This is a genomic window from Corynebacterium sp. HMSC074H12 (assembly GCF_001813755.1).
Classification (GTDB): Bacteria; Actinomycetota; Actinomycetes; order Mycobacteriales; family Mycobacteriaceae; genus Corynebacterium; species Corynebacterium hiratae.
Genome location: NZ_KV813943.1, coordinates 139,777 through 163,660, shown reverse-complemented (window position 1 = coordinate 163,660; position 23,884 = coordinate 139,777). Strand labels below are relative to the sequence as shown.

Below are 23,884 nucleotides of genomic sequence, written 5' to 3'. Positions count from 1 at the left end.
TTAACCTATCGCACTTGATTAGCCCTTCACGGCACCGGCAGCCACACCTTCGATGATGTGCTTCTGCGTGGAGAAGTAGAAGATGACGATGGGGATGATGGCAAGGACCAACATGGCCATCATGGCACCCATGTCGCGGTTACCGTTGGAGCCGACGAAGGACTGGATGACCACCGGGATGGTCTTGTACCGAGTCGACAGACCAATGACCAAGTACGGCAGCAGGTAGTCGTTCCAAACCCACATGGCGTTGAGAATGGCCACGGTAATGGCCGTCGGCTTGAGCATGGGCCAGACGACGCGGAAGTAGTTTTGTAGCGGACCGCAGCCGTCGATCATCGCGGCTTCCTCGACATCCAAGGGGATCGACTTGACGAAGCCCGCAAACATAAACACCGACAGACCAGAACCGAAACCGAGGTAGAGCACCACGATGCCGATCGGGTTGTTGAGGTGGAGCATGTCTGCAATCTTGACCGTCGGGAACATGACCATCTGGAACGGGATAATCATGGACACCACGAAGAGGTAGTACAGAAGGTTTGTCCACCACGTCTTGACGCGCGTGATGTAGTAGGCGGTCATCGCGGAGAAGAACACGATGACGATGACGGACAGAATCGTGATGACGAAAGACCACAGGGTGGCTTCCAAGAAGCCCTGCTTGGTCAAGCCCACCATGAAGTTCTCGAAGCCGACCCAGGTTTCACCGATGGGAAGAGAGAAAGGATCGGAGGAGATAGCGAACTTGGACTTAAAGGAGTTAATGAAGATGAAGAGGATCGGCCCAAGGAAGACGATGGTGAAGAACACCAAGATGGCGTAGACCACGAACTTGGCGCCGCCAGACATCCGGGTCTTATTGTCCGAGGGAAGCTGGTGATCCTTCTTCTTCGAGGCCGGGACGGCCTGCGCTGAAGTGCTGGTAGTCATGACTTATGCCTCGATTTCCTTGGAGCGGGTCGCGCGCAGCTGGAAGTACGCGATGACGACCACGACGACGACGAAGATGACGGCCTTGGCCTGACCCACGCCCTCGACGTTCATACGGTTGAACAGCGTGTTAACGATGTTGAGCGCGACCATCTCAGTTTGTCCGCCGGGCGCGCCGTTGGTGAGCGCAAGGTTCTGGTCGAAGAGCTTGAACGAGTTCGACAAAGTCAGGAAGAGGCAGATAGTGATGGACGGCATGACCATCGGGATGGTGACATGGCGAAGCATCTCCCACTTGTTGACGCCGTCGAGCTCGGCTGCCTCGATGAGCTCAGGTGGGACATTCTGTAAGCCGGCAATGTAAATAATCATCATGTAGCCGATGAGCTGCCAGTTAAGCAGCATGATGAGGCCGGCGTAACCGAACTTCCAGTCCGCACTGATGGTCGTGGCATAGTGCGAAAGCACGGCGTTGATCATGGTTTGCCAGGTATAACCCAGCACGATACCGCCGATGAGGTTCGGCATAAAGAAGACCGTGCGGAAAAAGTTGGTTCCGCGGAGTTTGCGGGTCAGCATCCACGCCAAGAGGAAGGCGAAGACGTTGACGGTGATCACAGAAACGATGACCACGAGGACGGTGAAACCGAAGGCCGAGATAAAACCTTCGCGTTGGGAGAAAGCTTTGGCGTAGTTGTCGATGCCAACCCACTTGGCGTTGGTGATGGTGGTGAACTTCGTAAAAGAGAGGAAGAATCCCACGATGAACGGCACCAAGAAGGCAATCATGAATGCCAGAAGGGTGGGCAAGACAAAGACTGGGAAGTACTTCTTCAGCGTTGCTTGCATGGTGGTGAAACCTTAATTTCAAGTGGTGCCACACGCTCCCTAGCGGGAAGGCGTGTGGCGAAGGGGGTGGGGACTTAAGGCCTAGCCCCAGTTGGATTCCTTCTCAGCAGCCCAGTTGTCCTTGAACTGCTTGACGACGTCCTCCCACTTCAGGGTGCCGGAGGCGTACTGCGACAGGGCCTGGCCGAAGTCATCCTTGAACTGCTGGGACGGGAAGTACTGGAAGTTCCACGGGTAGGTGGTCAGATCCTTGTTAGCGATAGCTTCCGCGACCTGCTCAGCGAGGGGATCATTCGGGGTGTCCTCGGCGGTGTAGCTTTCGAACGGTGCGATGAAGCCGAGGTCCTTAACCACGTGCTCCTTGCCAGCCTCGGAGGTAAACAACCAGTCCACGAAGTCCTTGGTGGCCTTCTGGTCGACCTCGGAGGCCTCAGAGTTCACACCCAAGTAGTTCTCGGTACCGACGTTGATGCCGTAGTTTTCTTCGTCCGGCAGGCCCATGTACATCGGCAGGAACTTGATCTTGTCTTCCTTGACCACGTTTCCGGAGGTCTCAGCGATCTGGGACCATGCCCAGTTACCGTTCTGGACCATGGCGGCCTTGCCCTGCGCAAACTCAGCCATGGAGTCAGATACGGTCTTGGAGGGGGCCAGGGTCTTCGCCACGGTGGAATTATCCAGGTAGAGGTCGAAGAGGTTCTTGAATTCCTTGTTGTAGGAGAAGTCGATTTCGTTGGTGTCCTCGACATTCTTGTCCTGGTACTCCTGCCAGATAGGAGCATTAGCCAGGTGAGTCTGCCAACGCCAGTCTTCGCCGGAAGTCAGCGAGGTGGAGGCGAAGGCGCCCTCGATGCCAAGCTCATCCTTCTTGGCCTGCATGTCCTCGGCGACTTCCTTGAGCTTCTGGTAGCTCTTGATTTCGTCGGTGGACTTGATCTTCGCGCCGGAGGTGGCGATGTACTTGTCGAAGATCTCGTCGTTGTAGATGATGCCGAAGCCCTCGACGGCGAACGGAACGCCACGTACCTCGCCATCTTCGGTGGTCAGCGGCGGAATGTCGTCGGTAAGCTGCTTGGCTACCTCGGTATCCGACATATCTGCCATGTAATCCTGCCAGGTGATGAAGCCAGCGGGGCCGTTGACCTGGAAGAGAGTCGGGGCTTCGTCCTTGCCAATCTCTGCCTTGAGGGTCTGCTCATAGGAGCCGGAGGCGGCAGTGACGACCTTGACCTTGACGCCGGTCTCTTCAGTGTAGGCCTTTGCGATCTCCTGGTATGCGGCGTCCTGTTCGGGCTTGAAGTTCAGGAAGTAAACATCGCCTTCCTCGTCGGTAGAGCCGGAGCACGCGACGAGACTTGCGGCGGCGAGCATGGAAGCCATGCTGATGGATGCGATGCGAGTAAGACGCTTCATGAGGTCCTCATCTTTCTTGATGAAAAGCGGGATGATGAGCCGAGATGGATACCCGGCCCGTATTCGGTTGTGTCTGGGATTCCTTCCGTGACGAAGGATTCTTCCCAGCGCCACCAAGTGCTTCATAGCGGATCACAATCCAACTATGAACTGGTTAGCCTGTCTCCTACCTTAGTGAGGTATTCCACATAATCAAAAGAAAACGGACCTAGAACGCCCGATTGTGACTATATCCATATTCGGGCACGAAATCTTTCCCCATTTAAGGGGCAATCGGGCTTAAAACATACAAATCAATATAATAATCAGCTGAGAGCCGCGTTTTCGATCTGTGGTTTTGGAGGCCACTGCGGGGCACGCAAGCGGTTATGACAAGTCTCCGTTTGTGGGCTGTGCGTGGAGAAGCCGCGCCTCGTCTCGGCGGGCGGGCAGCACAGACTCAAGGTAGGATGCCGTCGCCTCCGGAAGGGACACGTCCTCTCCCCTCTCTTGGGCAAGGAACCAACGGTGGTCCACGATTTCGTGAAAAATCTGCGCGGGTTCGAGCTTCTGCAACATCTCTACGGGGACAGCGGCGATGGTCGGCTCGTACTCTTGCGTCATCCACAGGTGCGCGGCCTGGGTAAGCCCCACGTGGGGCCCACATTCGACGGCTTGGTAGGCCTGGATGGAACCCAAGAGGCGCTGGGCCTGGTGCTCCTCGACGCTTAATCCCGTCAAACTCAATAACTGCGCGCGGTAGTGGCCGGGATCGACCACCACTGGGCGAATCCGCACCACGTGTTTCGAATCGTCCTTCGTGACCTTGAGCTCGCCTACATCGAAACCCAGCTGATTGAGGCGGTCAATCCGCTCGGAGACGCGCCAATACTCGCTGGCGTCCACGGATTCTTCTGCGGTTAGTTCCGTCCACAGCTCGAGGTAAGAGCTCTCGACCAGGCTGCCTAGGGCGATGACATCGATGGAGGAATCCAAGCATTCTCCTGCTTGCAGGTCCATGAGTTCACCGATGATGTTGACGCGGGCGATGTCGACGTCGTAAAGCCTGCGGGACTCGGAGAGATTGGGCTGGAACTCCCCCGTTTCGGCGTCGACAAGATAGGCCGAATAGGTCTCGGCGTCCCGCCGGAATAGGGTGTTCGACAGCGATACATCGCCCCAATAGAAGTTCAGCAGATGCATGCGCACGAGCAGAACTGACAGGGCCCGGATTAGCTTTTCCGCCTCGACTACCGTGAGGTGTCGCGAGAAGATCTCGCGGTACGGTAGGGAAAACTCCAGGTGCTCAGTGACCAGCGCTGCGGTGAGCTCTCCGTAGCTCTCTTTGGCTGGGTGTCTGCCGGTAATCACGGCAACGGGGCGCACACTGGGTGCGCCAAGACGCTGCAGTTCGCGCAGCATCTTGTACTCGTGGTGGGCGGTGCGCGCGCCGATTTCTTTGACCGCGACGATGCCGCGGTTAATCCCCACGAAACGCACGATGTGCCGGGAAATACCCCTAGGCAGGGCCGCGATGAGTTCAGCGGGCCACTGTTCCAGGGGCGTATCCCACGGCAGCGTCAGAAGTGCCGACGCGTACGTCGAGGAGGTGATACTCATAGACTCTTTCACGTCGAGTCACTCCACCTTCGTAGCTGAATTAATCCTGGCTCTATGCCTATCCGTACTGCTTGGCTCGCAGTAGCCGGGCGCGGGCTACGGCAGGCGCTTTCCAGTCGAGGCTGAGAAGTTGTGCTGGCCGCCTTCGACGATGCGTGCATAGAAAACGCTGCCCGGGGCGGGTGCGGTGTTCGGTGCGGAACGAACGACGATTTGGCCGGATTCGGGGACATCCTCGCTCGAGGAGCCGAGGTCACCTTCGCCCACCAACTTGCCGTAGAGGAAGGAATCAGAGCCAAGTTCCTCTACGAAGTCGAGCTTGATGGGAATGGAGTGGTCGGTGGATTCGCCCTCCGGAATGATCTCTAGGGCCTCCGGGCGGAAACCGATGGTGATGCGATCATTGTCCTCCGGGGTCATGGCCGCGATGGTTTCCGGGGACAGCTTGATGCGGGCGTGCCCCGAGGTAGCGTCACCATCCTTGACCGTAAAGGTACCGAGGTTCATGGCTGGGGAACCGATGAAGCCGGCGACGAAGACGTTGGCTGGGCGGTCGTAGAGCTCGCGGGGTGCGCCGACCTGCTGTAGGTAGCCGTCCTTGAGTACCGCGATGCGGTCACCCATGGTCAGTGCCTCGGTTTGGTCGTGGGTGACGTAGACGGTGGTGACCCCGAGCTTGCGCTGCAAAGCCGCGATCTGGGTACGCGTCTGCACACGCAGCTTGGCGTCGAGGTTGGACAGTGGCTCATCCATGAGGAAGACCTGGGGATTACGAACGATGGCGCGGCCCATGGCTACGCGCTGGCGCTGACCACCGGACAGGGCCTTCGGCTTGCGCTCCAAGAATTCGGTCAGACCCAAGGTAGCGGCGGCTTCATCGACGCGCTTGTTGATCTCGTCCTGGGATTTGCCTGCGATCTTCAGCGCAAAACCCATGTTCTCGCGCACGGTCATGTGCGGGTAGAGGGCATAGTTCTGGAAGACCATAGCGATGTCTCGGTCACGCGGTGCGACGTGGGTGACGTCCTTGTCGCCGATGAAGATGGCACCGTCCGTGACGTTTTCCAAGCCGGCCAGCATGCGCAGCGTGGTGGATTTACCACAGCCGGATGGGCCGACCAAGACGAGGAACTCGCCGTCAGCGATTTCCAGGTTGAACTTCTTGACGGTGGGTTCTGTAGCTCCCGGATAGGTTAGGGATGCATCTTTGAACGTTACGGTTGCCATAGCAAACTCTCCTCCATCGGCAGGTACGTGCCGAACGATCCGTAGTGTGAGAATGAAGTGAAACAAGTCACTGTGCACCGGATAAAGTGCCACCTACGACATTAGCACCGATGGTGGTTATTACCACAAAAGCCCGAAAGCCATGACAGGCCTTCGGGCTCGTGGTGAGGAAAGCAGTTTTAGCGGTTGAGTGTGCCCTTCACCAAGTTGGATACCTCGGAGACAAAGTCGGAAACAGCAGTCTTAGCGTTGCTGAACTTGGGGCCAAGCTCCATGTCTTTTACCGTGCGTGAGGTGATCTTGGATACCTCAGAGGTAAAGTCGCTCACCTGCTCGGAGCGGTGCGCAACGCCCCACTTGGTGACCTCCAGCAGAGAATCCTTGACAAAGGAGCCGTCGAGCTTCGACTCACCCAGCTCTCGCTCGGTAAAGGTGATCGGTACCTCGCGGACATCGAAGCCATCTTTGATGGCGCGGAAGGCAACGTCAACCTGGAAAATGTAGCCGGCGTTAGAGAGCTCCTCGAAGTCTAGGTGCTCGAGTAGCTCGCGACGGAAGGCGCGGTAACCGGCGGTCATGTCGTTGATGCCGGCGCCCAAGGCGACCGAGATGTACTTGTTGCCCAGGCGAGAAAGCAGCTCGCGGTTGGCTGGCCAATTGACGGTCTCGCCGCCCGGAACATAGCGAGAGCCGATGACCAAGTCGGCACCCTTGTCAATTTCCTCCAACAGCAGGTGCAGCTGCTCCGGTGCGTGGGAGCCGTCAGCATCCATCTCGCACAGCACCTGGTAGTCCTTCTCCAGGCCCCACTTGAAACCGGCGATGTACGCGCCGAGAAGTCCGCCCTTGCCCTCACGGTGGAGAACGTGCAGGTGAGAATCCTCAGCGGCCAGCTTATCCGCCGCGTCACCGGTGCCGTCCGGGGAGTTATCGTCCACAATCAGGATGTGAACCTCCGGCGTTGCCTTGCGCACGCGCCCGGTAATGAGCGGTAGGTTCTCGATCTCGTTGTAAGTAGGGATGATGACCAGGGTAGATTCGCGGGTCGAGCTCACTAGTTCCTTGCTCCTTTAGATTTCTTTCTGAGGCGCGCTGCGTCGTCCGGACAAGCGGGTGGAATAGATCGCATACAGCGCACAGACCGTTCCAATAATAGCCATGAGCCATTGCAGGAGCGAACCATAACGCACCGCAAATGTACGCCCTTCTCGCAGCGGAAGCTCTTCTTCGAGATATGCCGGTTCAAAGATACCGCTGGCCTGGCTCACTGAGCCATCCGGGTGGACGATGGCAGAGACCCCAGACGTAGCCGCCACAACGACGGCCCGATCCGCCTCGATCGCGCGCAAGCGGCTCATGGCCAACTGCTGGTAGGTCATGTCGGAGTCACTAAAGGTGGCATTGTTCGTCGGTGTCGTGAGGATCTGCGCCCCATTGTTGATGGCGGTTCGGAACGCCTGGTCAAAGCTGATCTCATAACACGTGGCAACGCCCACTGCGGTCCCAGCCATGGTGACCACGCCCGGACCGTCACCGGGCTTCATGTCGCCTGCCAGGTCCACCAGGTCGGTGATCTTCCTAAAGAAATCGCGCATCGGCATCGTCTCACCAAAAGGCTGCAGGTACTTCTTGTGGTGGTACTCCCCTGCCGAGCCATCCGGGTTAAACACCTGCATGGTGTTCCGTGCGCCAACCTCATCCTGGGTCAGCGTTCCGACGAGGATTGGTGCATCGATGTCGTGGGCGGCGCCGTCGATAAGCTCTCGGGCGTCCTCATTCGCAAAAGGGTTGATATCGGAGGAGTTCTCCGGCCAAATGACGATGTCTGGCTCAGCGCCATCCTGGGCTGCCTGCTCAGTGACCCGGACGTGGTTATCCAGCACCGCGCGGCGTTGGGCGGCAAAGTCAAGGCCCAGCCGTGGAACGTTTCCTTGCACTGCGGCGACCGTCACCGTGCCTGTTGTGCGGCCTGGGCGGTCCACGCTCTGTGCCGCCAATAATCCGGCAAGCATCGGCACGGCCAAGAACGCACATGCCAGGCGCGGTGAGCGGGCAAGCCCCACCATGCCCGCGCCTACGCAGACTACCGCGCAGGTAATGAGTGCCGGCCCGCCCCACGAGGCGAGATTGGCGAGTGGGCCCTCTATTTGCCCCCAAGCGAGGCGCACCCACGCAAAACCGCCAAAGGGCACGGAGGAGCGCAGCATTTCTACCGCTACGTAGAAGAACGGGAAGAGAGCGAAACCGTAGTTTAAGCGCAGCAGCGCCGCCCCGCCGATACCGAGGAGGATGCTGTACAGAGACAGGAATAAAGCGAGCGCAATATAGGGCATGTTGCCCACTAACTCACCAATCCATGGCAGCGTGAACAAGTACAACACCGCGCTATGTACACAAGCGACGAGGGCCGCCCACCCCAGACCGAGGGGTTTTCTCCACGGTGAGAGCGCTGCCACGAGCATCGCCATGCCGATTATGCCGGCGGCCCACCAGCCGCGTGGCTCAACGGCAAGGTAGGTCACCGCGCCCGACGCAGCAGCGAGAGCGAGCCGGGCCACCAGTACCACCACTACTTGTTTCCGTCCTCAAAGTCCTCGGGCTTGACGTGTTGGGTCCACGTGCGGATTTCATCTTCATCCAAGACCTCATGCGACTGGCCAGTTTGATCCATGCCCCCCATTCCATCACCGCTGGCGCCTGCGTCAAAGGTGCCGAAGGAACCATAGGAATCGCGGTGCTGGGCCATGGGTGAGGCTTCGTACACGCGCACGCCCATGTTTTCGATCTTCCGGAACATCGATGCCGCAAGTAGCGTGCGGATGATGGACCGCGTGGGCGCAAAGATAAGCAGTGCTCCGAAGACCGTGGAGACAAATCCGGGCAGTGACAGCAGGATTCCGCCCACCATGGTCAGGCCAACGTTGCCTGCCGTCTTGCCCGGGGTGGGATCCTCCATGACGTACACACCGTCATCGGTTTGACGGATGCGGCTGACCATCATGCGGCGGACTTCCCAGCTGGCGATAGTCATGCCGAAGAGCATGGTCAGCGCCAAGGCAAGCAGCGCCCACAGCACACCAATCCACTCGGCAACGGCCCAAAAGGCCATGGTTTCTAAGAGGATGTACGCGATGAAGAGAACAAACGGCATGTCGCCCACCATACTTGCTGGGCTTGGCGCTTCGCAGGAGACCCTCCCGGAGCGACTAGACTGTCCCACCATGTCCCTCCCTGAGTCGAAGCATCCCGAATCCGATACCTTGCGCTTCCATCCCGCTGGCGGCGTTGTTACTCCCGAGCAGTGGCTCGCTCTGGGCCAGGCAGCCAGGGAACATGGCGATGGCAATGTGTACCTAGAGCAGCACAGCGTCATTAGCCTGCGAGGCGTCGACAATGCGCAGGTGCTTGGCGACGTCCCCCTGCCCACCACCGCCGCCCACGTACTGGCCTCTCCCCTGTCGCTGCGCGCCCGTCAGGTAGCGCAGCGGATCGCGGAAGCCCTAGCCGACGTCGATCAGGACGCCCCCGCGATAGCCCATGCCGCGCTTTTCGGTGTGGATAGCGGTGCTGGTGATCTCCTCTCACACGGTGTGGCAGCCGGCCTTCAGCTCACTGGTGATGAGGCGGAACACGATGAAGATACCGTCGCCGCACGCCTGATCCGCGACGGTGAACCCACCGGGCCGCTGCTGGGGCTCGCGGATGCCATCACCCAACTCGTGGACTTTGCGGAAAAGGTCTCTGCAGATCACCTGCAGGACTTGGAACGTGGCTCGGATGCGGCAGGTTCAACCTCCATTTCGCCTGCGCTGCCCATCGGCTGGCTGACTGAGCACACGAAGCCCGGCCGCGTCGATCTGGGCGCGGGCCTGCAGGATGGCGTGCTGCCCGGAGAATACGCTGGGCTTATCGCCCAGCTGGGCGCTTCCATCTCGGTAACCCCCTGGCGCGGATTGGTCATCCACGATCTAGCCGAGGGAGATGCTGACGTTGTGTTGCGCGTCCTTGCACCGCGCGGATTCATCTTCGATGCGAATTCTCCTGCCCTCGGGCACCGCTAGCGCGGCATGTGCCGCCAGATGGGACGCGGTACCAGCTTCATCACCCACGCTAAGAGCTGAAGAGGCCGTGGAATCCATAGCGTGCGGGAAGCCGGCCGCGAACCTGCGGAGGACTCAATGGCCTTGACCACCGCTTGGGCCACAACGTCAGGGGTAACGGACAAGGGCGCGGGTGTCATGCCTTTAGTCATCGACCCAATGACGAAGCCGGGGCGCGCGGTGATCAGCGCTAGGCCGCTGCCCTGCAATCGATCCGCTAAGCCTTGGCAGAAGGCATCCAGGCCCGCCTTGGTCGAGCCGTAGACATAGTTGGTCCGGCGGGCCCGCCACCCAGCGATGGAGGAAAAGGCCACGATGTGCCCTCTCGTTATGACGTCGGCAAGCACGGTGAGCATGGATACCTGCGCTGCATAGTCCACCAGCGCTATGTCGAAGGCGTGGGCTTCGTCGTGCTCCGCGCGCTCCTGATCGCCCAGAATTCCGAAGGCGACGACGGCCGTGGTGATCTCTGCCCCTGCGAGTGCTGCGGCTTGTTCGATGACCGCGCGGTGGGAGGAAACTTCCGCGGCGTCGAAGGACAGCGTGTGAACGGAGGTGGCCCCGCTGCTCAGGAGTTCGGAGCGCAGCCTGTCCATACCGTGTTCGCCCCGCGCGGCGAGAACCACTGGGCGACCCTCACACAGCCGACGTGCAAGCTCCCCACCGATGTCGCTGCGCCCGCCAAGGATCAGTAGCGCGCCAGTTTCTCCCATTAGCGCAACCCCCTCGGTGCCTGGTTCAGGGACTCATAGCCAGACTCGGTGGTCACCACGATGTCTTCAAGACGCATGCCCCACTTGCCCGGCACGTAGATACCCGGCTCGATCGAGAAGGCCATGGACTCGGCAAGCTCCAGCTCGTTTCCTTCCATGATGAAGGGCTCCTCGTGCGTCGACAAGCCAATGCCGTGTCCGGTGCGGTGCGTGAAGAACTCACCCCAACCGGCGTCTTCGATCACGCTGCGCGTGGCGCGGTCGATCTCCTGGGCGGTTGTGCCCGGGCGCGCAGCAGCTCGGCCGGCAGCCTGGGCCCTCTCTAGGACCGCGTAAGCCTCGCGAAACTCTGCCGGCGCGGCAGCAGGATCGGCGCCAACGACGTAGGTGCGGGTGCAGTCGGAGTGATAGCCCGAGGGCAGCGTGCCGCCAATATCCACCACCACGGGATCACCAGCGGCGAGTACTCGGTCCCCAAAGTCATAGTGTGGATTGGCTCCATTCGGACCGGAGCCCACGATGATGAAATCCACCTCGCGGTGCTCGCGCAAAATGAGCTCCCGCACATCTGCGGCTACGTCGGCCTCGGTGCGCCCCGGCTGCAGGAGGCGCGGCACCTCGGCGTGGACAGCGTCGATAGCCGCCGCTGCAGCGCGTAGCTCAGCCACCTCATCTGGATCCTTGCGGGTAAAAAGCTCAGCGAGGGCCTCGGTGGCCAGAACATACTTTGCGGGGTGCTGTTCCTTCGCAGTACTAGCTTCGAGGTTGCCAATTGCGGACTGAAAGCGCAGCACGTGATCGGCGGTGAGTGAGGATCCCAAGGCAACGGTGGAAGGACGCGCACCTTCCAAGGCCAGCGCATAGGGATCCTGCCCATCGCTCCATCCCACCAGCTGGGCCGCAACGCCCTGAAGCGACTCAATGTCGGTGCTGGGGGCGACGACTACCGGTTCGGCGTCGGGACGGATAACCAAGCAGGTCAGGCGCTCGTGGGAGGAGACCCACGAACCGGTGAGGTACGCGAATTCGGCACCTGTACCCACTAACAGGATGTCGATGTCCTTAGCTGCTGCGATAGCGCGGGAACGGCTCAGTCGGGACGCATAATCAGTCATGACAGTTAGCCTACCGCCCGCCTTTGTCCAGTTAAGCTGGGAGGCGTGAATTCCCATCCCGCTGCCGTCAAGCTCCGGACTCGCTCAAGCTATTGCTCGGGAGTGCTCATCGATGCGTCCTTAAGACCCCGCTCCCAACAGGCAACCCGGTTGGTTCTGACCTGCGCGCACTTCTTCCGCGACGGCCTTGATAAGGGGGATCACTACAGGGTGAGTGGCGGGTTCAACCGGCGCGTCGCCGCCGTGCGCACGATTGATGGGACCGACATGGCGCTGTGTTTGCTCGACCGGCCGGCCCCGCCCCGGGACCTTCCTGGGCTGGCAGAAAGCACCCCGCCATTCCGCGCTCCAGTAACCACCTGGGGATATGGCGGAAAAGCTCGCCGTGCACAACGACGCAGTGGGCTTTTTCTCCTTCCCTTCTTCCGCACCTGGTCCATTGACTTCCTCACCACCGTCTCCCCCGCCGGTTTTGTCTTCAACACGATTCCGGCAGTCAAAGGTGACTCGGGCGGTCCAGCTTTAGTCGATGACGCTGTTATCGGTACGCAAGCCCTCATCCTTAACCCGTTGGGGCGCAACCTCAAGCTCGCCACCGTGGCGCTCGTTTCGCCCCACCGCCAAGTACTCGCGGCGGCAGCCACGGCGCTGCTTCGCGGTGGCTCCGAAGACTAGGCGCTAAGCCTAGGCGCCGATGGCGACGACGCCGCGCTGGATCGCGTCGATGGCGCGCCGGGCATTGCGACGAATTTCGTCCTCGTAGCCCGTCTTTGCCACCTGCTGAAGCAGGTCAATGACCTGGCGGCACCAGCGGACAAAGTCACCGGGGGTTAGCTCTGCACCAGACTCGTTAGCCGCGCCCATGCAATAGGCCAGCGGCGCGCCCGCCGTCCACTGGTGGATAGCTAGCGCGAACGACGGCTCCGGCTCCCTCGTTTGCGGCAGGTTATGGCGTTTCTCATCGGCGACGAGCTCGCTATAAATGCGCCATGTAGCGTCCATGGCGTTAGCCATTGCGTCGGTAGCCGCACCGGGTTCCCCGCGAGTGGTCTTGCGGTTTTCAAAGACACAGAGGGAGGCCACACCGGCCAGCTCCGCCGGGTCGAGGTCGTTCCAGATACCGCGCTTGAGGCATTGCGCCACCAGTAGGTCCGATTCGGAGTGGATTTTAGCCAGACGCTCGCCCTCATCCGTGATGACCGGCTCGCGGTTTTCGCCGTAACCATCAAACTCCACGTAGTCCATCTCCGCCAGAAGATCCACGATGCGCTCGAAGGTGCGGCCAAGAGTATCCGTGGCGCGCTCGACCTTATCCTCAAGCCTGGCTAGCTCGCGTTCGCGGCGCGCCAGCTTCTGCGCCACCCCGGCCAGCTGCTCGCGGTCGGTCGCGGGCCAATGGTGCACCGGATGTTCGCGGAGGGCATCGCGCAACTGCGCGATCTTCTTGTTGGGGCGATTCCGCGGCTCAGTGCGCATCTTCTTCGGACGCTTGTAGTAGTCGCGCTTGAAGGACTCCTGGACAAATCGGGTATGGCGGCGCGGGTTCTTCTGCGCTGCGCGCGGGAGCTTCATGTGCCCAACGACGATCGGCGGATTATCGATACCGGCGGAATCGATGCGTCCAGACCATCCCGTTTCAGTGGTTACCCAGGGGCGTGGATCAGCAGTCTGGTTGGGCGGAGTAATAACGACAGCCAACGTTGGCCGCTTCTTTGTTGCGATGGCGATGACCTCACCCACCTGCAAGCGAGCCAGTACTGCGGCAACTTCCTTGTTCCTCTCCTCCTTCTTGGATGCCCGCGCTGACTTCTCCTCGTCGGTCAGCGCTCGGCGCAGCCGCATATAGTCCATGAGAATCTCAGCGGGGTCTGCGCCATCGGCGGCAGGCGGAGCCAAGTTATCTACGGCCTGCTCCAACTGTGCGCGTAGTTCGCGGACGCGGTGCTCAGCGCGCTCAATCTCTCGGGTTTCCTCCACAACGGATCCATCCGCCTGGAACTGGGCGAAAGACTTCTCCAGCAATCGGAGCGAGTCATCAAAGCCAAGCATGCCTAGCAGGTTGATAGCCATGTTGTAGCCGGGCTCGAAAGTGGAAATGAGCGGATAGGTACGAGTTGACGCAAGCCCCGCCACCGCGGTGGGATCCATAGCGGGTGCCCACTGAACGACGGCATTGCCCAAGGTATCGATGCCTCGCCTACCGGCGCGGCCGGTGAGCTGTGTGTACTGGCCCGGTGTCAGGTCCACGTGTGCCTCGCCGTTAAATTTCACCAGCTTTTCCAGCACCACGGTGCGCGCCGGCATGTTGATTCCTAGGGCCAACGTTTCGGTGGCGAAGACTGCCCGCACGAGGCCCTTGACGAACAGTTCCTCTACGATGTGCCTAAAGGCCGGCAGCATTCCTGCGTGGTGAGCGGCGAAGCCACGCGAGAGTGCTTCGCGCCAACGTTTGAAATCAAGGACCTTGAGGTCTTCTTCCGGAATGCCTTCCACGCCCTTATCGACGATGGCCTTGATCGCAACAGCCTCCTCCTGGGAGGTCAGCACCATGCGGGAACGCAAGCACTGATACAGAGCACCGTCGCAGCCCGCGCGGGAGAAGATGAAGGTAATTGCCGGCAGCATCTCCATTGATTGCAGCTCTTTGAGAACCTCCGGGCGGCCAAGCGGACGGTAACGGTCCTGCGCACGAGGCGCGCCGCTGCGCCGATCACTGTGCCGGTCGCCGCGCCCGCCGCCTTTGTGACGGGCGCGGGCGCGGAAGCTCGCACGGTTCTGGGCATAGTCTGCGCGGCCATTATCGGTGTCGCCGGCCTCCAGACGTTGGATACGACGTGCGAGCTCAGTGTTTACCTGGCCGCCTGAGTCGGGTTCAAAGAGCGGATAGATTTTGCGGCCGACCATCATCCACTGGTCCAGCGGTACGGGGCGCTTGTCGGTGACAATGACCTTGGTGTCACCACGCACGGTGGTCAGCCACCGGCCGAACTCCTCGGAGTTGGATACGGTTGCGGACAAACCAATGATGGAGACGTGCTCCTCCAGGTTGAGGATGACCTCTTCCCACACTGCGCCGCGCGAAGCATCCGCAAGAAAGTGGATCTCATCCATGACCACATGGGTCAAGCGATCCAATGCACCTGAGCCCGCGTAAATCATGTTGCGCAAAACCTCAGTGGTCATCACGAGGATGTCCGCGGAGGAGTTAATGGAGACATCACCGGTCAGCAGCCCGACCGCATCCTCACCATGCGCGTCAACTAGGTCGTGGTACTTCTGGTTACTCAGCGCCTTGATGGGTGTGGTGTAGAAACAGCGGGTCCCTTGGCGCAGCGCCAAGGACACGGCGAACTCACCCACCACGGTTTTACCCGCGCCGGTGGGCGCACAGACCAGAACACCGTGGCCAGCTTCGACGGCTTGGCATCCTTGGATCTGGAATTCATCCAGTGAGTACGGAAGCGCTTGGGTGAACTCGTCCAGATGCGTCAGTGTCATAAGTCCCCAGGGTACCTGTCAGGGACGGCGTACTAGTGCGCCGGTCCCCGGCGCCAAGCAGAACGATTGAACAAGTTCGCTAAGAAGGCTGACGAGGTTAGAGAACGTCGTCGAAGAAGCCGCTCTGCGGGGGCTGAGTATTCGTCTGTTGAGGCTGCGGTACCCGAGCGTCAGGAGTCGAAGCCGGGGCGACAGGCCCGGAAGATACCGGCCGCGACGACGCAGAAACGCTCGTGGATGCAGACACCGGAGTCGGTGCGCCAATGGCACCCGGACCTTCATCCAGCGACGAGGCAGTTTCATCGTCCAAGTCCATCCAGTCTGGGCGCTGGCGCTTCTGGCGCTTGTCGTTGATGCGGCAGAACTGGAAAGCTATCTCCACAAGAACCACGAGAGCACCGGCCAAAACCAGCATTGAGAAGGGTTCTTGGCCCGGTGTAACAACCGCGGCGAAAATCATGATGACGACAATGATGATGCGGCGCTTATCTTTGACGTGGTCATATTCCAAGACACCGATCAGGTTGAGGCAAACCACGAGTAGTGGGATCTCAAAGCTGACGCCAAAGATGAGGAGCAACGCCAGCAGGAAGTAGAAGTAACGTTCACCTGTCAGTGCTGCGGTTTGGTACTCCGAGCCCATTCCCATGAGGAACTCCAAACCCACAGAAAGGATGACGTAGGCGAGAACCGCGCCGAGTACGAAGAGCAGGACCGCAGTCGAGACGAACAAGAAGGTAAAGCGGCGTTCGTTCTTGTGCAGGCCGGGCACGATGAAGGCCCATATCTGGTAGAGCCAGACCGGTGAGGACAATACGGTGCCGGCTAACGCGCCAACCTTGAGTCGGAGCATCAGCATTTCGAAGGGGCTGGTTGCGAGCAGACGGCATTCGCCGTCCGCGGAGAAGGAAACACGGCTCTCTTCAGGGAGTGAGCAATAGGGACCGCGCAAAATCTCGCCTAGCGGTGACATGCCAAACGGGGCGTGTTGGTACCAGATGAATCCGATGATGGCACCCACAGCGAGGGCGAGAAGGGAAATGACGATGCGTCGGCGCAGCTCCTGGAGGTGCTGAACTAAGGTCATCTCCCCCGTTGGGTTCTTGGGCTTGCGGCGTAGCTTTGAGCTCCATTTTTGCTTCGGCGCGTTAGAAGCAGGGTTCGACGGTGTACTCGCGGTACTCAAAGCAAGACCTCCACAGAAAAGCCCACGACGGCAGGCGAGGCCCCAGCACGCCGAGGGACTCGGAATGTGGTCTGCCTGCCGGGAAAGATTATTAGTTCTGGTTTCCGTCAGCCGGCTTGGAAGTGCGCGGCTGCATCTCCGGGCTGTTCCAGAAGTCCTCGTCGGACTGCTTGGAGCCCGCGATCTGGCCCTGCTGCTCAGAGGTGTTGTTCTCCTCTTTCATCTCCTTGACTTCGGACTTGAAGATGCGCATAGACCGGCCCATGGAGCGAGCCAGCTCCGGCAGCTTCTTAGCGCCGAACAACAGCACGATCACGAGAACAACAAGGCCGATTTCCAAAGGTCCCACGGTCATTGAGGGTGCCCCTTCTTTCTTGGTCGATGAAGCGTGCTTGTTCACACAGCGCGACGCTGAGCGACGTGCACGCGGGAGAGCTCTTAGTCTGGCAGTTGAGTATAACGCTCCAGTGCTCGTTTTCTATGCTCCGAAATGGCGTCAACGAGCTTCTGCGGCCCCACTACCCGCATGCGATCAGCTTGGCCGAGCGCGAAACGGCTAAACCACGCCTCCGAGCCGACCGGCATCGTTGCAGCTATGAGGCCATTTTCTAGGGTCTCGCCAAGGGTGATGTCGTAGTGTTCCGCTAGCCAGGTGAATTCTTGGTGAATCTCCAGCTCCGCAACAAGAGTGTGATCTAGACCAAAGGGTGAATCTGGGTTGAAATCCAGTTCGCGCACATGTGGTGTCGCGGAAGCGTCGAGCACTTCGACATCACTCATCCGGTCAAGGCGGAACGTGCGGTGCTCCCCCACCGACTCGTCCCAGGCCACCAAATAGGGTTCGCCGTCCACGATAAAGATGCGGGCCGGATGCACGGTACGCTCACTCGTCCGGTTGGAGGACATACTCCAGTAGGTAAAACGCACTTGCCGGCGCTTGTCGACGGCCCCCGCCAACGCCGCTTGCACCTCAGACTCTTCGGGATCGGTCGTGGCCAGGGAGTCATAGATGGCGGCTGTCTTTTCATCCATGATCTCGCGCAGCTTCGCGGCGGCAGAGTGGACCGCGGAGACGTCGACAAGCCCCGGCATTGCCTCAAGGGACTCGAGCGTCAGCAACAATGCGCCGGCCTCAGTTGGGGTCAGGCGCAATGCCTGGGTCAGGCCCTGGTCGTTGTAGATCTCGATGCCATCGCGGTAGCTAAAGCTTAAGTCGATAAGGTCCTCGGTATTGCGGCCCACACCGGAGCAGAAGAGACGGTCGATAGCATCCTTAAGCTCAGCAGGGGTCATCCCTAAATCCTCGGCAGCCTCCATCGGAGTCAGCCCCGGGTGGTTACGCAGGTAAGGGATGAGGTTGAGGGAGCGAACAAGGGACTGCAGCTTGCGGGGTTGATCAACCATGGCGGGCCTCCTCGCCAGACGCTGATGATGGGTCATCACCGACACTTAGGAGTGCGATGATGTCGGCACGAACCTCGGGTGGCTCGATAACCACGACATCTGGTGCATAGCCAGCAGCGGTGCGCACCAACCAATCGTGGTGTACGTTGGTGAGTTCTAGAAGTCCATCCTCGCGCCTGCGTCCGGCGTCGACAAGCTCGGCGGCCTGCCCCTCGGGAACCTCGAGGACTGCATTTACCGTTTCGCCCCGCTCCAGCGCCTCTACAACGAGATCCTGCAGTGGTGCAGTGGGCTCGAGGTGCGTGGCCGCAGCGCGCGAGCGCCTGACGTTGTCCACGCGGGTAGCGCGAAAAGTTCGGGGAGCCTCGCGGTCCACATCCCAACCGACGAGATAAACACGATCCCGGTGGTTGACCAGCCCCCAGGGATCCATATGGCGGCGAACCGCCTCGGCAGAGGGCGTGGCGTAGTAATCGAAGGAAATGCGCAGCCCAGCACGCACTGCGGTGATGACTCCAGTGACGAGCTCTGGGCTCAACCTGGTCATGTCGTTGACTGCGGTGTACACCGGCGCTCCGCTCAAGTCGCGGGAGGCGCCTGAGGCTGCGATCTTGGTCCACGCGGAGAGACTGAAATCGCTTAAGCCTCCCGGAGTGCCGATGCCGCCGGCTACGCCGAGAACCATGGCCTCCTCCGGCGTGAAATCGACGGGAGGTAGCTGGTAGTTTTCGGGATCGAGCCGGTACAGCGAACCTTCCGCGCCGCTGCTGTGTACTACTGGCACACCGGCGCGCTGCAGGGTCACGATGTCGCGGGAAAGCTGCTTGTGAAAGGCTTCATCGCTGCGTGACTGGTAGCCCTCGACGTGGCTGCGGATCCACGCCGCGCTGCGGTCCGGAACCCCGCCTTGGTGCGCTGCCCCATGCAGGGCAAAGGTGAGGTTGGTGAGCCTTTCGATAGCGCGGTCTCTGACCGGCGTCCGGGCTGCAGTGCGATCTACTGAAGGCATAGTGGCAGGTTCCTTGATCAGCTCTACGGCTCTACGAGCCTGGGTGCGAACGCATGTAGTCTAACAACCCATCTAGGCGCGGGTCCTCGGACACAAAGGGGTCGGAGAACTCCTCGGTCATCGGTTCAGGCCGGTTGACCTTCATCCGCGTCCAATCCACCGTTACCGCGGCATCGAGCTCGCGGGCAACAGCGAGAAACTCCCCGCGCAGCTTGGCACGGGTGGTCTGCGGGGCGGTGTCGACTGCGGCGTTGATTGCAGCATCGTCGATCCAGCGTTTCACCATGCCGCGCTGCTCCAATACGCTGTAGAGGCCGCGACCTGGACGGATGTCATGGTAGGTCAGGTCAATCTGTGCCAGCTTGGGGTGCGACCAATCCCCGCCCAGGCGCTCGCGGTAGCGGTTCAGCAGGCTGCGCTTGATGACCCAATCGATCTCGCGGTCAACGCCGGAGAAATCCTGAGTGTCAATGGCCTGGAGGGTGCGCTTCCACAAGTCCACGACCCGGGCCAACTCAACCGTCGGAGTGCCTGCGTCCTCGCGGTGATCCAGCCAGCGCTCGGCAGCGGTACAGAGCTCCTGCTGCACGGCGAGCGCGGTGGTGCTGCCGCCTCCCTCAAGCGGAAGCTCGGTGCGGCCGGTGGGGTCGAGCGCGATGGCCCTAATGTGTTTAATTGGCTCGAGTACCGAGAATGCCGGCACCTCAAAACCGGCTTCCAGCATCTCCAGCATGAGCAGCGTGGAGCCAACTTTGAGGGCCATCGTGGGTTCGGCCATGTTGGAGTCGCCAACGATAACGTGCATGCGGCGGAAACGCTTGGAATCACCATGCGGTTCGTCGCGAGTATTGATGATGGGGCGCGAGCGAGTCGTCGCAGAGGACACACCTTCCCACACCTGGTCGGCACGTTGGGAGAGCACGAAACGCGCGGGTTCCTCTCCCTTGGCAGGTCTAACCATCCCTGCGCCACAGATGAGCTGGCGGGTGATCATGAACGGCAGCAGAGCTTTGCCGAGGTCCTTGAGCACCACGTGGCGGCCGATGAGGTAGTTCTCGTGGCAGCCGTAGGAATTGCCGGCCGAGTCCACATTGTTCTTGAACAAGTAGACAGCGCGCTTCTCCCCCTCCGCCGCCAGTGTTTCCTCCGCCTGCACGGCCATGCGATTGACCACAGCATCGCCGGCGCGCTCATAGGCAATGAGCTGGGTTAAGCTATCGCACTCCGCGGTAGCGATCTCCGGGTGGGAACCCACGTCGAGGTAGAGGCGGGAGGCGTTGGGACTAAAGATATTGGAGGAAGAGTACTTCGACACGATGGGCCGAAAAAGCACGCGGGCGATCTCATCCGGGGACATCACCCGCTGTCCATCGCTTGCGCTCGCTGTAATGCCGTACTCGGTTTCGATGCCCATAATCCGCCGTGCATAAACGGGGGCGCTATCGGAGGGCTGCTCCACCTTTATTCGCCGCCCTTTTGGACGTAGGAGCGCACGAACTCCTCGGCGTTGGACTCCAAAAGGCCGTCAATCTCATCGAGGAGGTCATCGGTACCCGCGCTGTTGATGCTGACTTGTCCGGCGTCGAACTCCGGAGTGTCGCCTCCTTGACCGTTGCCGCCACCGGCGTTGATCTGAGACTGCTGTCCGCTCATTCTTAAGAGCTCCTTTCGCGAGTGGAAAATGCTGCGCTAATACAGTGTAGGGTACTCGATTCGCACCCCGAGCTGGCGCAAACTATTAACGAAGTCGGCGGCGCTGTCCGCAGATTCCAGCAGAGCGCCCACCTCGTCCTGCCCGAGTCTTTTTGTGTCGTCGAGTGCCACGCAGGCAGTACCAGAGTTGGCTCCCTCGGCCTCACCGATGCGGAAGGTCAGCGACTGCCAGGACGCCGCCAAGACATCCTCCCCGAACTTTCGGGTGGCGTGGCCGCGCAGGTAGGCGCGGGTATCCGCGGGCGGCGTTTCCGCTGCAGCAGCAATCTCTTCCTCGCTGACCAAGGTACGCATCTGCCCCTTGCGCACGAGCGCATGGTAGAGGGACTTTGCCGGATCGATGTCGGTGTACTGCAGATCGATCAGCGCCAGCTTCGGATCATCGGCCGCCACGCCGCGGTCCAGGTAGCCCTTAATCAAGCGGTATTTTGCTACCCAATCCAGCAGGTGGGCGGCCTTGAGCGGGTTGTCGGCCAGAAGCTCGACAACCTCGTCCCAGACGGTGAGTACCTTTTCATCCGCTTCGGAGGCGGCGGTAACCCTTTCCCGGTAGATGGCCAAGATGTCGAGGGCGGTGAGGCGGCGGCCGTCGTGAAGCTTAAGCTGATGGGTCAAGGTAAGGTCGCGGCTCACCCGCTGCACCTCCTCCACCGGTTCCATAAGGCGCATGTCACTAAAGTCCACGCCGCTCTCGATGGCATCGAGTACTAGCGAGGTCATGCCTAGCTTGAGCAGCGTCGAGGTGTGGGACATCGTGGCGTCACCGATGATGACGTGCAGGCGGCCGAAGTCCTCGGCCACCGCGTGTGGCTCGTCGCGGGTGTTAATGATGCCGCGGTTGAGGGTGGTTTCTAGGGAGATTTCCTGCTCGATGTAGTCCGCGCGCTGCGAAATCTGGAAACCTGGCTCCTCTCCATCGACGCCCACACCCATGCGGCCGGCACCGGTGACCACTTGGCGGGCAACGAAGAAAGGAATCAGCCCCTGGGCAATATCATCGAAGTCGGTGTTCCGAGAGTACTGGTAATTCTCGTGGCTGCCATAGGAAGCCCCCTTGCCGTCCACATTGTTCTTGTAAAACTTCAGCGGCGGGCAGGGATCGTGTGTGGCCAACACGGACGTGCCCTGCGCGGTCAGCGATGCTACGGCCTCCCCTGCACGGCGCAGGATGAGGTCACCGGCGGCGTCGTAAAGCATCGCATCCCAGGCATTCGTGCACTCCGGTGAGGAGTATTCGGGGTGGGCGTGGTCGACGTAGAAACGCGCGCCATTGGCGGTCACCACGTTGGCCACACCCAGCGCGTTCGGGTCCACCACCGGCACGGTGTGGTAGCGCTTGAGATCGAAGCCGCGGCTATCGCGCAGCGGGTGCTCCTCCCGAAAATCCCAGCGGGAGCGCGCGCCGGTATGCAGGGCGGCATAAGCCACAACAGCATGGGTGGAGGTCACGATCGGTGACAGCGCCGGGTTGGACGGCGTGGAGATTCCATACTCAGTTTCGGTTCCTAGAACACGGCTCATGGCTACACTCCCATCAATTCGACCTGGGTGACATACGCGCCAGCAGAGGTACCTGCGACGATCTTTGCCCACTCTTCCGGGTTGGCGGAGGTGGGGACGTATTCCGATTCAGCCTGTTCCGCGGCTATAGCCTCGTGGAGGTGCGCTGCGGTTATGCCGGTGGACTTCGCCCCATCGGTGGCAGTGGCTGCGTCCAACGCTTCCTTGATCGCCAGCTTCTTGGCACGGGAGACGATGTTGGCGATCATTGCGCCGGACACGAAGTCCCGGTAGTGCAGCACACGCGGATCCGCGTTAGCGAAGTGGAGTTTGACGAACGGCCGCTCGGCGTAGAGATCGTCGACCGCGGTATCGATGAGCTGGGAAAGGTCGCCTTCGTGCGGGACTGATTCTGGAAAGTGGCGCGCAAAGATTTCCCGCGCGCCCTGCTTGGTCGGGCGGTTGACGCGAATCTTGATATCGAGGCGCCCCGGGCGCATGATGGCGGGGTCGATGAGTTCCTCGCGGTTGGTGGCGCCGATGACGATGACGTTGCTGAGCTTCTCCACACCGTCCAGCTCCGTCAGCAGCTGCGGGACGACGGTGGTCTCCATATCGGAGGACACGCCGGAGCCACGCGTGCGGAAGATGGATTCCATCTCATCGAAAAAGATGATGACCGGGCGCTGGCTGCCATCCTCGGTGGGCTCGGAAGCAAGCTCGCGGGCGCGTTCGAAGATGAGGCGGATGCGGCGCTCAGTCTCGCCTACGAATTTGTTGAGCAGTTCTGGGCCCTTCACATTGAGGAAGTAGCTGGGGGCACTAGCTGCCAGTGATGCGGACAGCGAATGCGCCACCGCCTTGGCGATGAGCGTCTTTCCGCAGCCTGGCGGGCCGTAGAGCAGCACGCCCTTAGGCGGCTGGAGGTCATACTGGCGGTAGAGCTCTGGGTGGAGGAAAGGCAGCTCGACGGAATCGCGGATAAGGGAGATCTGCTCGTCCAAACCGCCGATGTCCTCGTAGGAGACGTCAGGAACCTCCTCCAGCGTGAGCTGCGCTACCTCAGTCTTGTGCACGCGTTCGGTGGCTACACCTGATTTGGGCTCGACCAAGAGGGTATCGCCGGCGCGCACGGTATCCCGCAACGCTGCGGCGAGGAGAATAACCTGCTCTTCACCAGAGGAATTAATGACCACGGCGCGGTCGGTGCCGAGACGCTCTTGTAGCGTGGCCAGCGCGCCGGTATTTACAGGGGCGCAGGCCTCCACGATAACGAAGCCCTCGCCCAAGCGCACCTGCTGCCCTACTTTCAGGGAGCCGGGCTCGAGGTTCGGCGAAATCTTGACCCGCATGGCTCGACCGTTGGTATAAACCTCAGCGTCGCGGCGCGAATCGTGCGCACGCCCGGAATAGCCCAGAAAGACACCGTATGTGGAGGCGGGCTCCGCAAGGGCGTCAACCTCCGCGAGCATCTGCTGAAGCTTCGTGCGAGCATCCTTCAACAGGGCAGCAAGCTTGGCATTGCGTTCAGCGAGCTGCTCTATCTGGCGACGCTGCTGGCCAAGTTCCTGGGAATGAGTGGCATCGTTCATAGATCCCACCCTAGCGCGCAGCAACCCACGATT

21 protein-coding genes are annotated in these 23,884 nt (G+C 60.5%); 2 read left to right on the top strand and 19 right to left on the bottom strand.

Features of this window, described 5'->3' with window-relative positions:
- Positions 1-18: 18 nt before the first annotated feature.
- From HMPREF2932_RS10780 to HMPREF2932_RS10745, 8 genes are all read right to left on the bottom strand, one after another.
- Entirely contained in the window at positions 19-933 is a 915-nt protein-coding gene (locus tag HMPREF2932_RS10780; protein ID WP_049154663.1) for a carbohydrate ABC transporter permease, read from the bottom strand.
- Between the two features lie 3 nt (positions 934-936).
- Positions 937-1,782: a carbohydrate ABC transporter permease gene (locus HMPREF2932_RS10775; protein WP_046649167.1), complete on the bottom strand. Its 846-nt coding sequence runs from the start codon at positions 1,780-1,782 to the stop codon at positions 937-939.
- Between the two features lie 81 nt (positions 1,783-1,863).
- Positions 1,864-3,195, bottom strand: a complete 1,332-nt coding sequence (locus HMPREF2932_RS10770) for an ABC transporter substrate-binding protein (RefSeq protein WP_049154664.1) — start codon at positions 3,193-3,195, stop codon at positions 1,864-1,866.
- Between the two features lie 366 nt (positions 3,196-3,561).
- Complete coding sequence (locus HMPREF2932_RS10765) at positions 3,562-4,806, bottom strand: DUF4032 domain-containing protein (protein ID WP_049157730.1); 1,245 nt, start codon at positions 4,804-4,806, stop codon at positions 3,562-3,564.
- A gap of 84 nt (positions 4,807-4,890) precedes the next feature.
- On the bottom strand, positions 4,891-6,021 hold the full coding sequence (locus tag HMPREF2932_RS10760; protein WP_049157728.1) for an ABC transporter ATP-binding protein: 1,131 nt from the start codon (positions 6,019-6,021) through the stop codon (positions 4,891-4,893).
- 179 nt (positions 6,022-6,200) lie between these two features.
- A complete protein-coding gene (locus HMPREF2932_RS10755; RefSeq protein WP_071410128.1) occupies positions 6,201-7,076 on the bottom strand; it encodes a polyprenol monophosphomannose synthase in 876 nt (291 codons plus the stop codon).
- Positions 7,077-7,091: 15 nt separating this feature from the next.
- Positions 7,092-8,588: an apolipoprotein N-acyltransferase gene (gene lnt / locus HMPREF2932_RS10750; protein ID WP_246818666.1), complete on the bottom strand. Its 1,497-nt coding sequence runs from the start codon at positions 8,586-8,588 to the stop codon at positions 7,092-7,094.
- Positions 8,589-8,590: 2 nt separating this feature from the next.
- Positions 8,591-9,172, bottom strand: a complete 582-nt coding sequence (locus tag HMPREF2932_RS10745) for an FxsA family protein (RefSeq protein ID WP_071410126.1) — start codon at positions 9,170-9,172, stop codon at positions 8,591-8,593.
- Between the two features lie 70 nt (positions 9,173-9,242).
- On the opposite strand from HMPREF2932_RS10745, the gene HMPREF2932_RS10740 reads away from it, so the two are divergent.
- Positions 9,243-10,082, top strand: coding sequence for a cobalamin biosynthesis protein (locus tag HMPREF2932_RS10740; protein ID WP_071410125.1), 840 nt, complete (start codon positions 9,243-9,245; stop codon positions 10,080-10,082).
- Here the strand turns inward: HMPREF2932_RS10740 and HMPREF2932_RS10735 are convergent.
- Positions 10,079-10,834, bottom strand: coding sequence for an SDR family oxidoreductase (locus HMPREF2932_RS10735; RefSeq protein WP_071410124.1), 756 nt, complete (start codon positions 10,832-10,834; stop codon positions 10,079-10,081). The genes HMPREF2932_RS10740 and HMPREF2932_RS10735 overlap by 4 nt on opposite strands.
- Positions 10,834-11,949 (bottom strand): M24 family metallopeptidase, encoded by a 1,116-nt coding sequence (locus HMPREF2932_RS10730; RefSeq protein WP_071410123.1) that lies wholly within the window; start codon positions 11,947-11,949, stop codon positions 10,834-10,836. The genes HMPREF2932_RS10735 and HMPREF2932_RS10730 overlap by 1 nt, the downstream gene beginning before the upstream one ends.
- 45 nt (positions 11,950-11,994) lie before the next feature.
- Between HMPREF2932_RS10730 and HMPREF2932_RS10725 the strand changes: the two genes are divergently transcribed.
- Positions 11,995-12,624 (top strand): serine protease, encoded by a 630-nt coding sequence (locus tag HMPREF2932_RS10725; RefSeq protein ID WP_246818665.1) that lies wholly within the window; start codon positions 11,995-11,997, stop codon positions 12,622-12,624.
- A 9-nt stretch (positions 12,625-12,633) separates the two neighbouring features.
- Here the strand turns inward: HMPREF2932_RS10725 and HMPREF2932_RS10720 are convergent, their stop codons facing one another.
- From HMPREF2932_RS10720 to arc, 9 genes are all read right to left on the bottom strand, one after another.
- The gene (locus HMPREF2932_RS10720; protein WP_071410121.1) at positions 12,634-15,447 is read right to left on the bottom strand and encodes a DEAD/DEAH box helicase; all 2,814 of its coding nucleotides are present in this window, start codon (positions 15,445-15,447) and stop codon (positions 12,634-12,636) included.
- Between the two features lie 97 nt (positions 15,448-15,544).
- Positions 15,545-16,534: a twin-arginine translocase subunit TatC gene (gene tatC, locus HMPREF2932_RS10715; RefSeq protein WP_070511880.1), complete on the bottom strand. Its 990-nt coding sequence runs from the start codon at positions 16,532-16,534 to the stop codon at positions 15,545-15,547.
- A 190-nt stretch (positions 16,535-16,724) separates the two neighbouring features.
- The gene (gene tatA, locus HMPREF2932_RS10710) at positions 16,725-16,988 is read right to left on the bottom strand and encodes a Sec-independent protein translocase subunit TatA (RefSeq protein ID WP_046649155.1); all 264 of its coding nucleotides are present in this window, start codon (positions 16,986-16,988) and stop codon (positions 16,725-16,727) included.
- A gap of 83 nt (positions 16,989-17,071) precedes the next feature.
- On the bottom strand, positions 17,072-18,037 hold the full coding sequence (locus tag HMPREF2932_RS10705; protein WP_049157708.1) for a helix-turn-helix transcriptional regulator: 966 nt from the start codon (positions 18,035-18,037) through the stop codon (positions 17,072-17,074).
- Entirely contained in the window at positions 18,030-19,046 is a 1,017-nt protein-coding gene (locus HMPREF2932_RS10700; RefSeq protein ID WP_049157706.1) for a helix-turn-helix transcriptional regulator, read from the bottom strand. Before HMPREF2932_RS10700 ends, HMPREF2932_RS10705 begins: the two co-directional genes overlap by 8 nt.
- Positions 19,047-19,077: 31 nt before the next feature.
- The gene (pafA, locus tag HMPREF2932_RS10695) at positions 19,078-20,460 is read right to left on the bottom strand and encodes a Pup--protein ligase (RefSeq protein ID WP_049157703.1); all 1,383 of its coding nucleotides are present in this window, start codon (positions 20,458-20,460) and stop codon (positions 19,078-19,080) included.
- Positions 20,461-20,507: 47 nt separating this feature from the next.
- Positions 20,508-20,699, bottom strand: coding sequence for a ubiquitin-like protein Pup (locus HMPREF2932_RS10690; protein WP_010186632.1), 192 nt, complete (start codon positions 20,697-20,699; stop codon positions 20,508-20,510).
- A gap of 36 nt (positions 20,700-20,735) precedes the next feature.
- Positions 20,736-22,280, bottom strand: a complete 1,545-nt coding sequence (gene dop / locus HMPREF2932_RS10685; RefSeq protein ID WP_049157702.1) for a depupylase/deamidase Dop — start codon at positions 22,278-22,280, stop codon at positions 20,736-20,738.
- Positions 22,281-22,282: 2 nt separating this feature from the next.
- The gene (gene arc / locus HMPREF2932_RS10680) at positions 22,283-23,851 is read right to left on the bottom strand and encodes a proteasome ATPase (RefSeq protein ID WP_070511868.1); all 1,569 of its coding nucleotides are present in this window, start codon (positions 23,849-23,851) and stop codon (positions 22,283-22,285) included.
- Between the last annotated feature and the right edge of the window lie 33 nt (positions 23,852-23,884).

What these genes read in the sequence shown, in the direction of transcription:
- HMPREF2932_RS10780 (WP_049154663.1), bottom strand. Translation starts at nt 933, where the DNA reads ATGACTACCAGCACTTCAGCGCAGGCCGTCCCGGCCTCGAAGAAGAAG.
- HMPREF2932_RS10775 (WP_046649167.1), bottom strand. Translation starts at nt 1,782, where the DNA reads ATGCAAGCAACGCTGAAGAAGTACTTCCCAGTCTTTGTCTTGCCCACC.
- HMPREF2932_RS10770 (WP_049154664.1), bottom strand. Translation starts at nt 3,195, where the DNA reads ATGAAGCGTCTTACTCGCATCGCATCCATCAGCATGGCTTCCATGCTC.
- HMPREF2932_RS10760 (WP_049157728.1), bottom strand. Translation starts at nt 6,021, where the DNA reads ATGGCAACCGTAACGTTCAAAGATGCATCCCTAACCTATCCGGGAGCT.
- HMPREF2932_RS10745 (WP_071410126.1), bottom strand. Translation starts at nt 9,172, where the DNA reads ATGCCGTTTGTTCTCTTCATCGCGTACATCCTCTTAGAAACCATGGCC.
- HMPREF2932_RS10740 (WP_071410125.1), top strand. Translation starts at nt 9,243, where the DNA reads ATGTCCCTCCCTGAGTCGAAGCATCCCGAATCCGATACCTTGCGCTTC.
- HMPREF2932_RS10735 (WP_071410124.1), bottom strand. Translation starts at nt 10,834, where the DNA reads ATGGGAGAAACTGGCGCGCTACTGATCCTTGGCGGGCGCAGCGACATC.
- HMPREF2932_RS10730 (WP_071410123.1), bottom strand. Translation starts at nt 11,949, where the DNA reads ATGACTGATTATGCGTCCCGACTGAGCCGTTCCCGCGCTATCGCAGCA.
- HMPREF2932_RS10720 (WP_071410121.1), bottom strand. Translation starts at nt 15,447, where the DNA reads ATGACACTGACGCATCTGGACGAGTTCACCCAAGCGCTTCCGTACTCA.
- tatC (WP_070511880.1), bottom strand. Translation starts at nt 16,534, where the DNA reads ATGACCTTAGTTCAGCACCTCCAGGAGCTGCGCCGACGCATCGTCATT.
- tatA (WP_046649155.1), bottom strand. Translation starts at nt 16,988, where the DNA reads ATGACCGTGGGACCTTTGGAAATCGGCCTTGTTGTTCTCGTGATCGTG.
- HMPREF2932_RS10705 (WP_049157708.1), bottom strand. Translation starts at nt 18,037, where the DNA reads ATGGTTGATCAACCCCGCAAGCTGCAGTCCCTTGTTCGCTCCCTCAAC.
- HMPREF2932_RS10700 (WP_049157706.1), bottom strand. Translation starts at nt 19,046, where the DNA reads ATGCCTTCAGTAGATCGCACTGCAGCCCGGACGCCGGTCAGAGACCGC.
- pafA (WP_049157703.1), bottom strand. Translation starts at nt 20,460, where the DNA reads ATGGGCATCGAAACCGAGTACGGCATTACAGCGAGCGCAAGCGATGGA.
- HMPREF2932_RS10690 (WP_010186632.1), bottom strand. Translation starts at nt 20,699, where the DNA reads ATGAGCGGACAGCAGTCTCAGATCAACGCCGGTGGCGGCAACGGTCAA.
- dop (WP_049157702.1), bottom strand. Translation starts at nt 22,280, where the DNA reads ATGAGCCGTGTTCTAGGAACCGAAACTGAGTATGGAATCTCCACGCCG.
- arc (WP_070511868.1), bottom strand. Translation starts at nt 23,851, where the DNA reads ATGAACGATGCCACTCATTCCCAGGAACTTGGCCAGCAGCGTCGCCAG.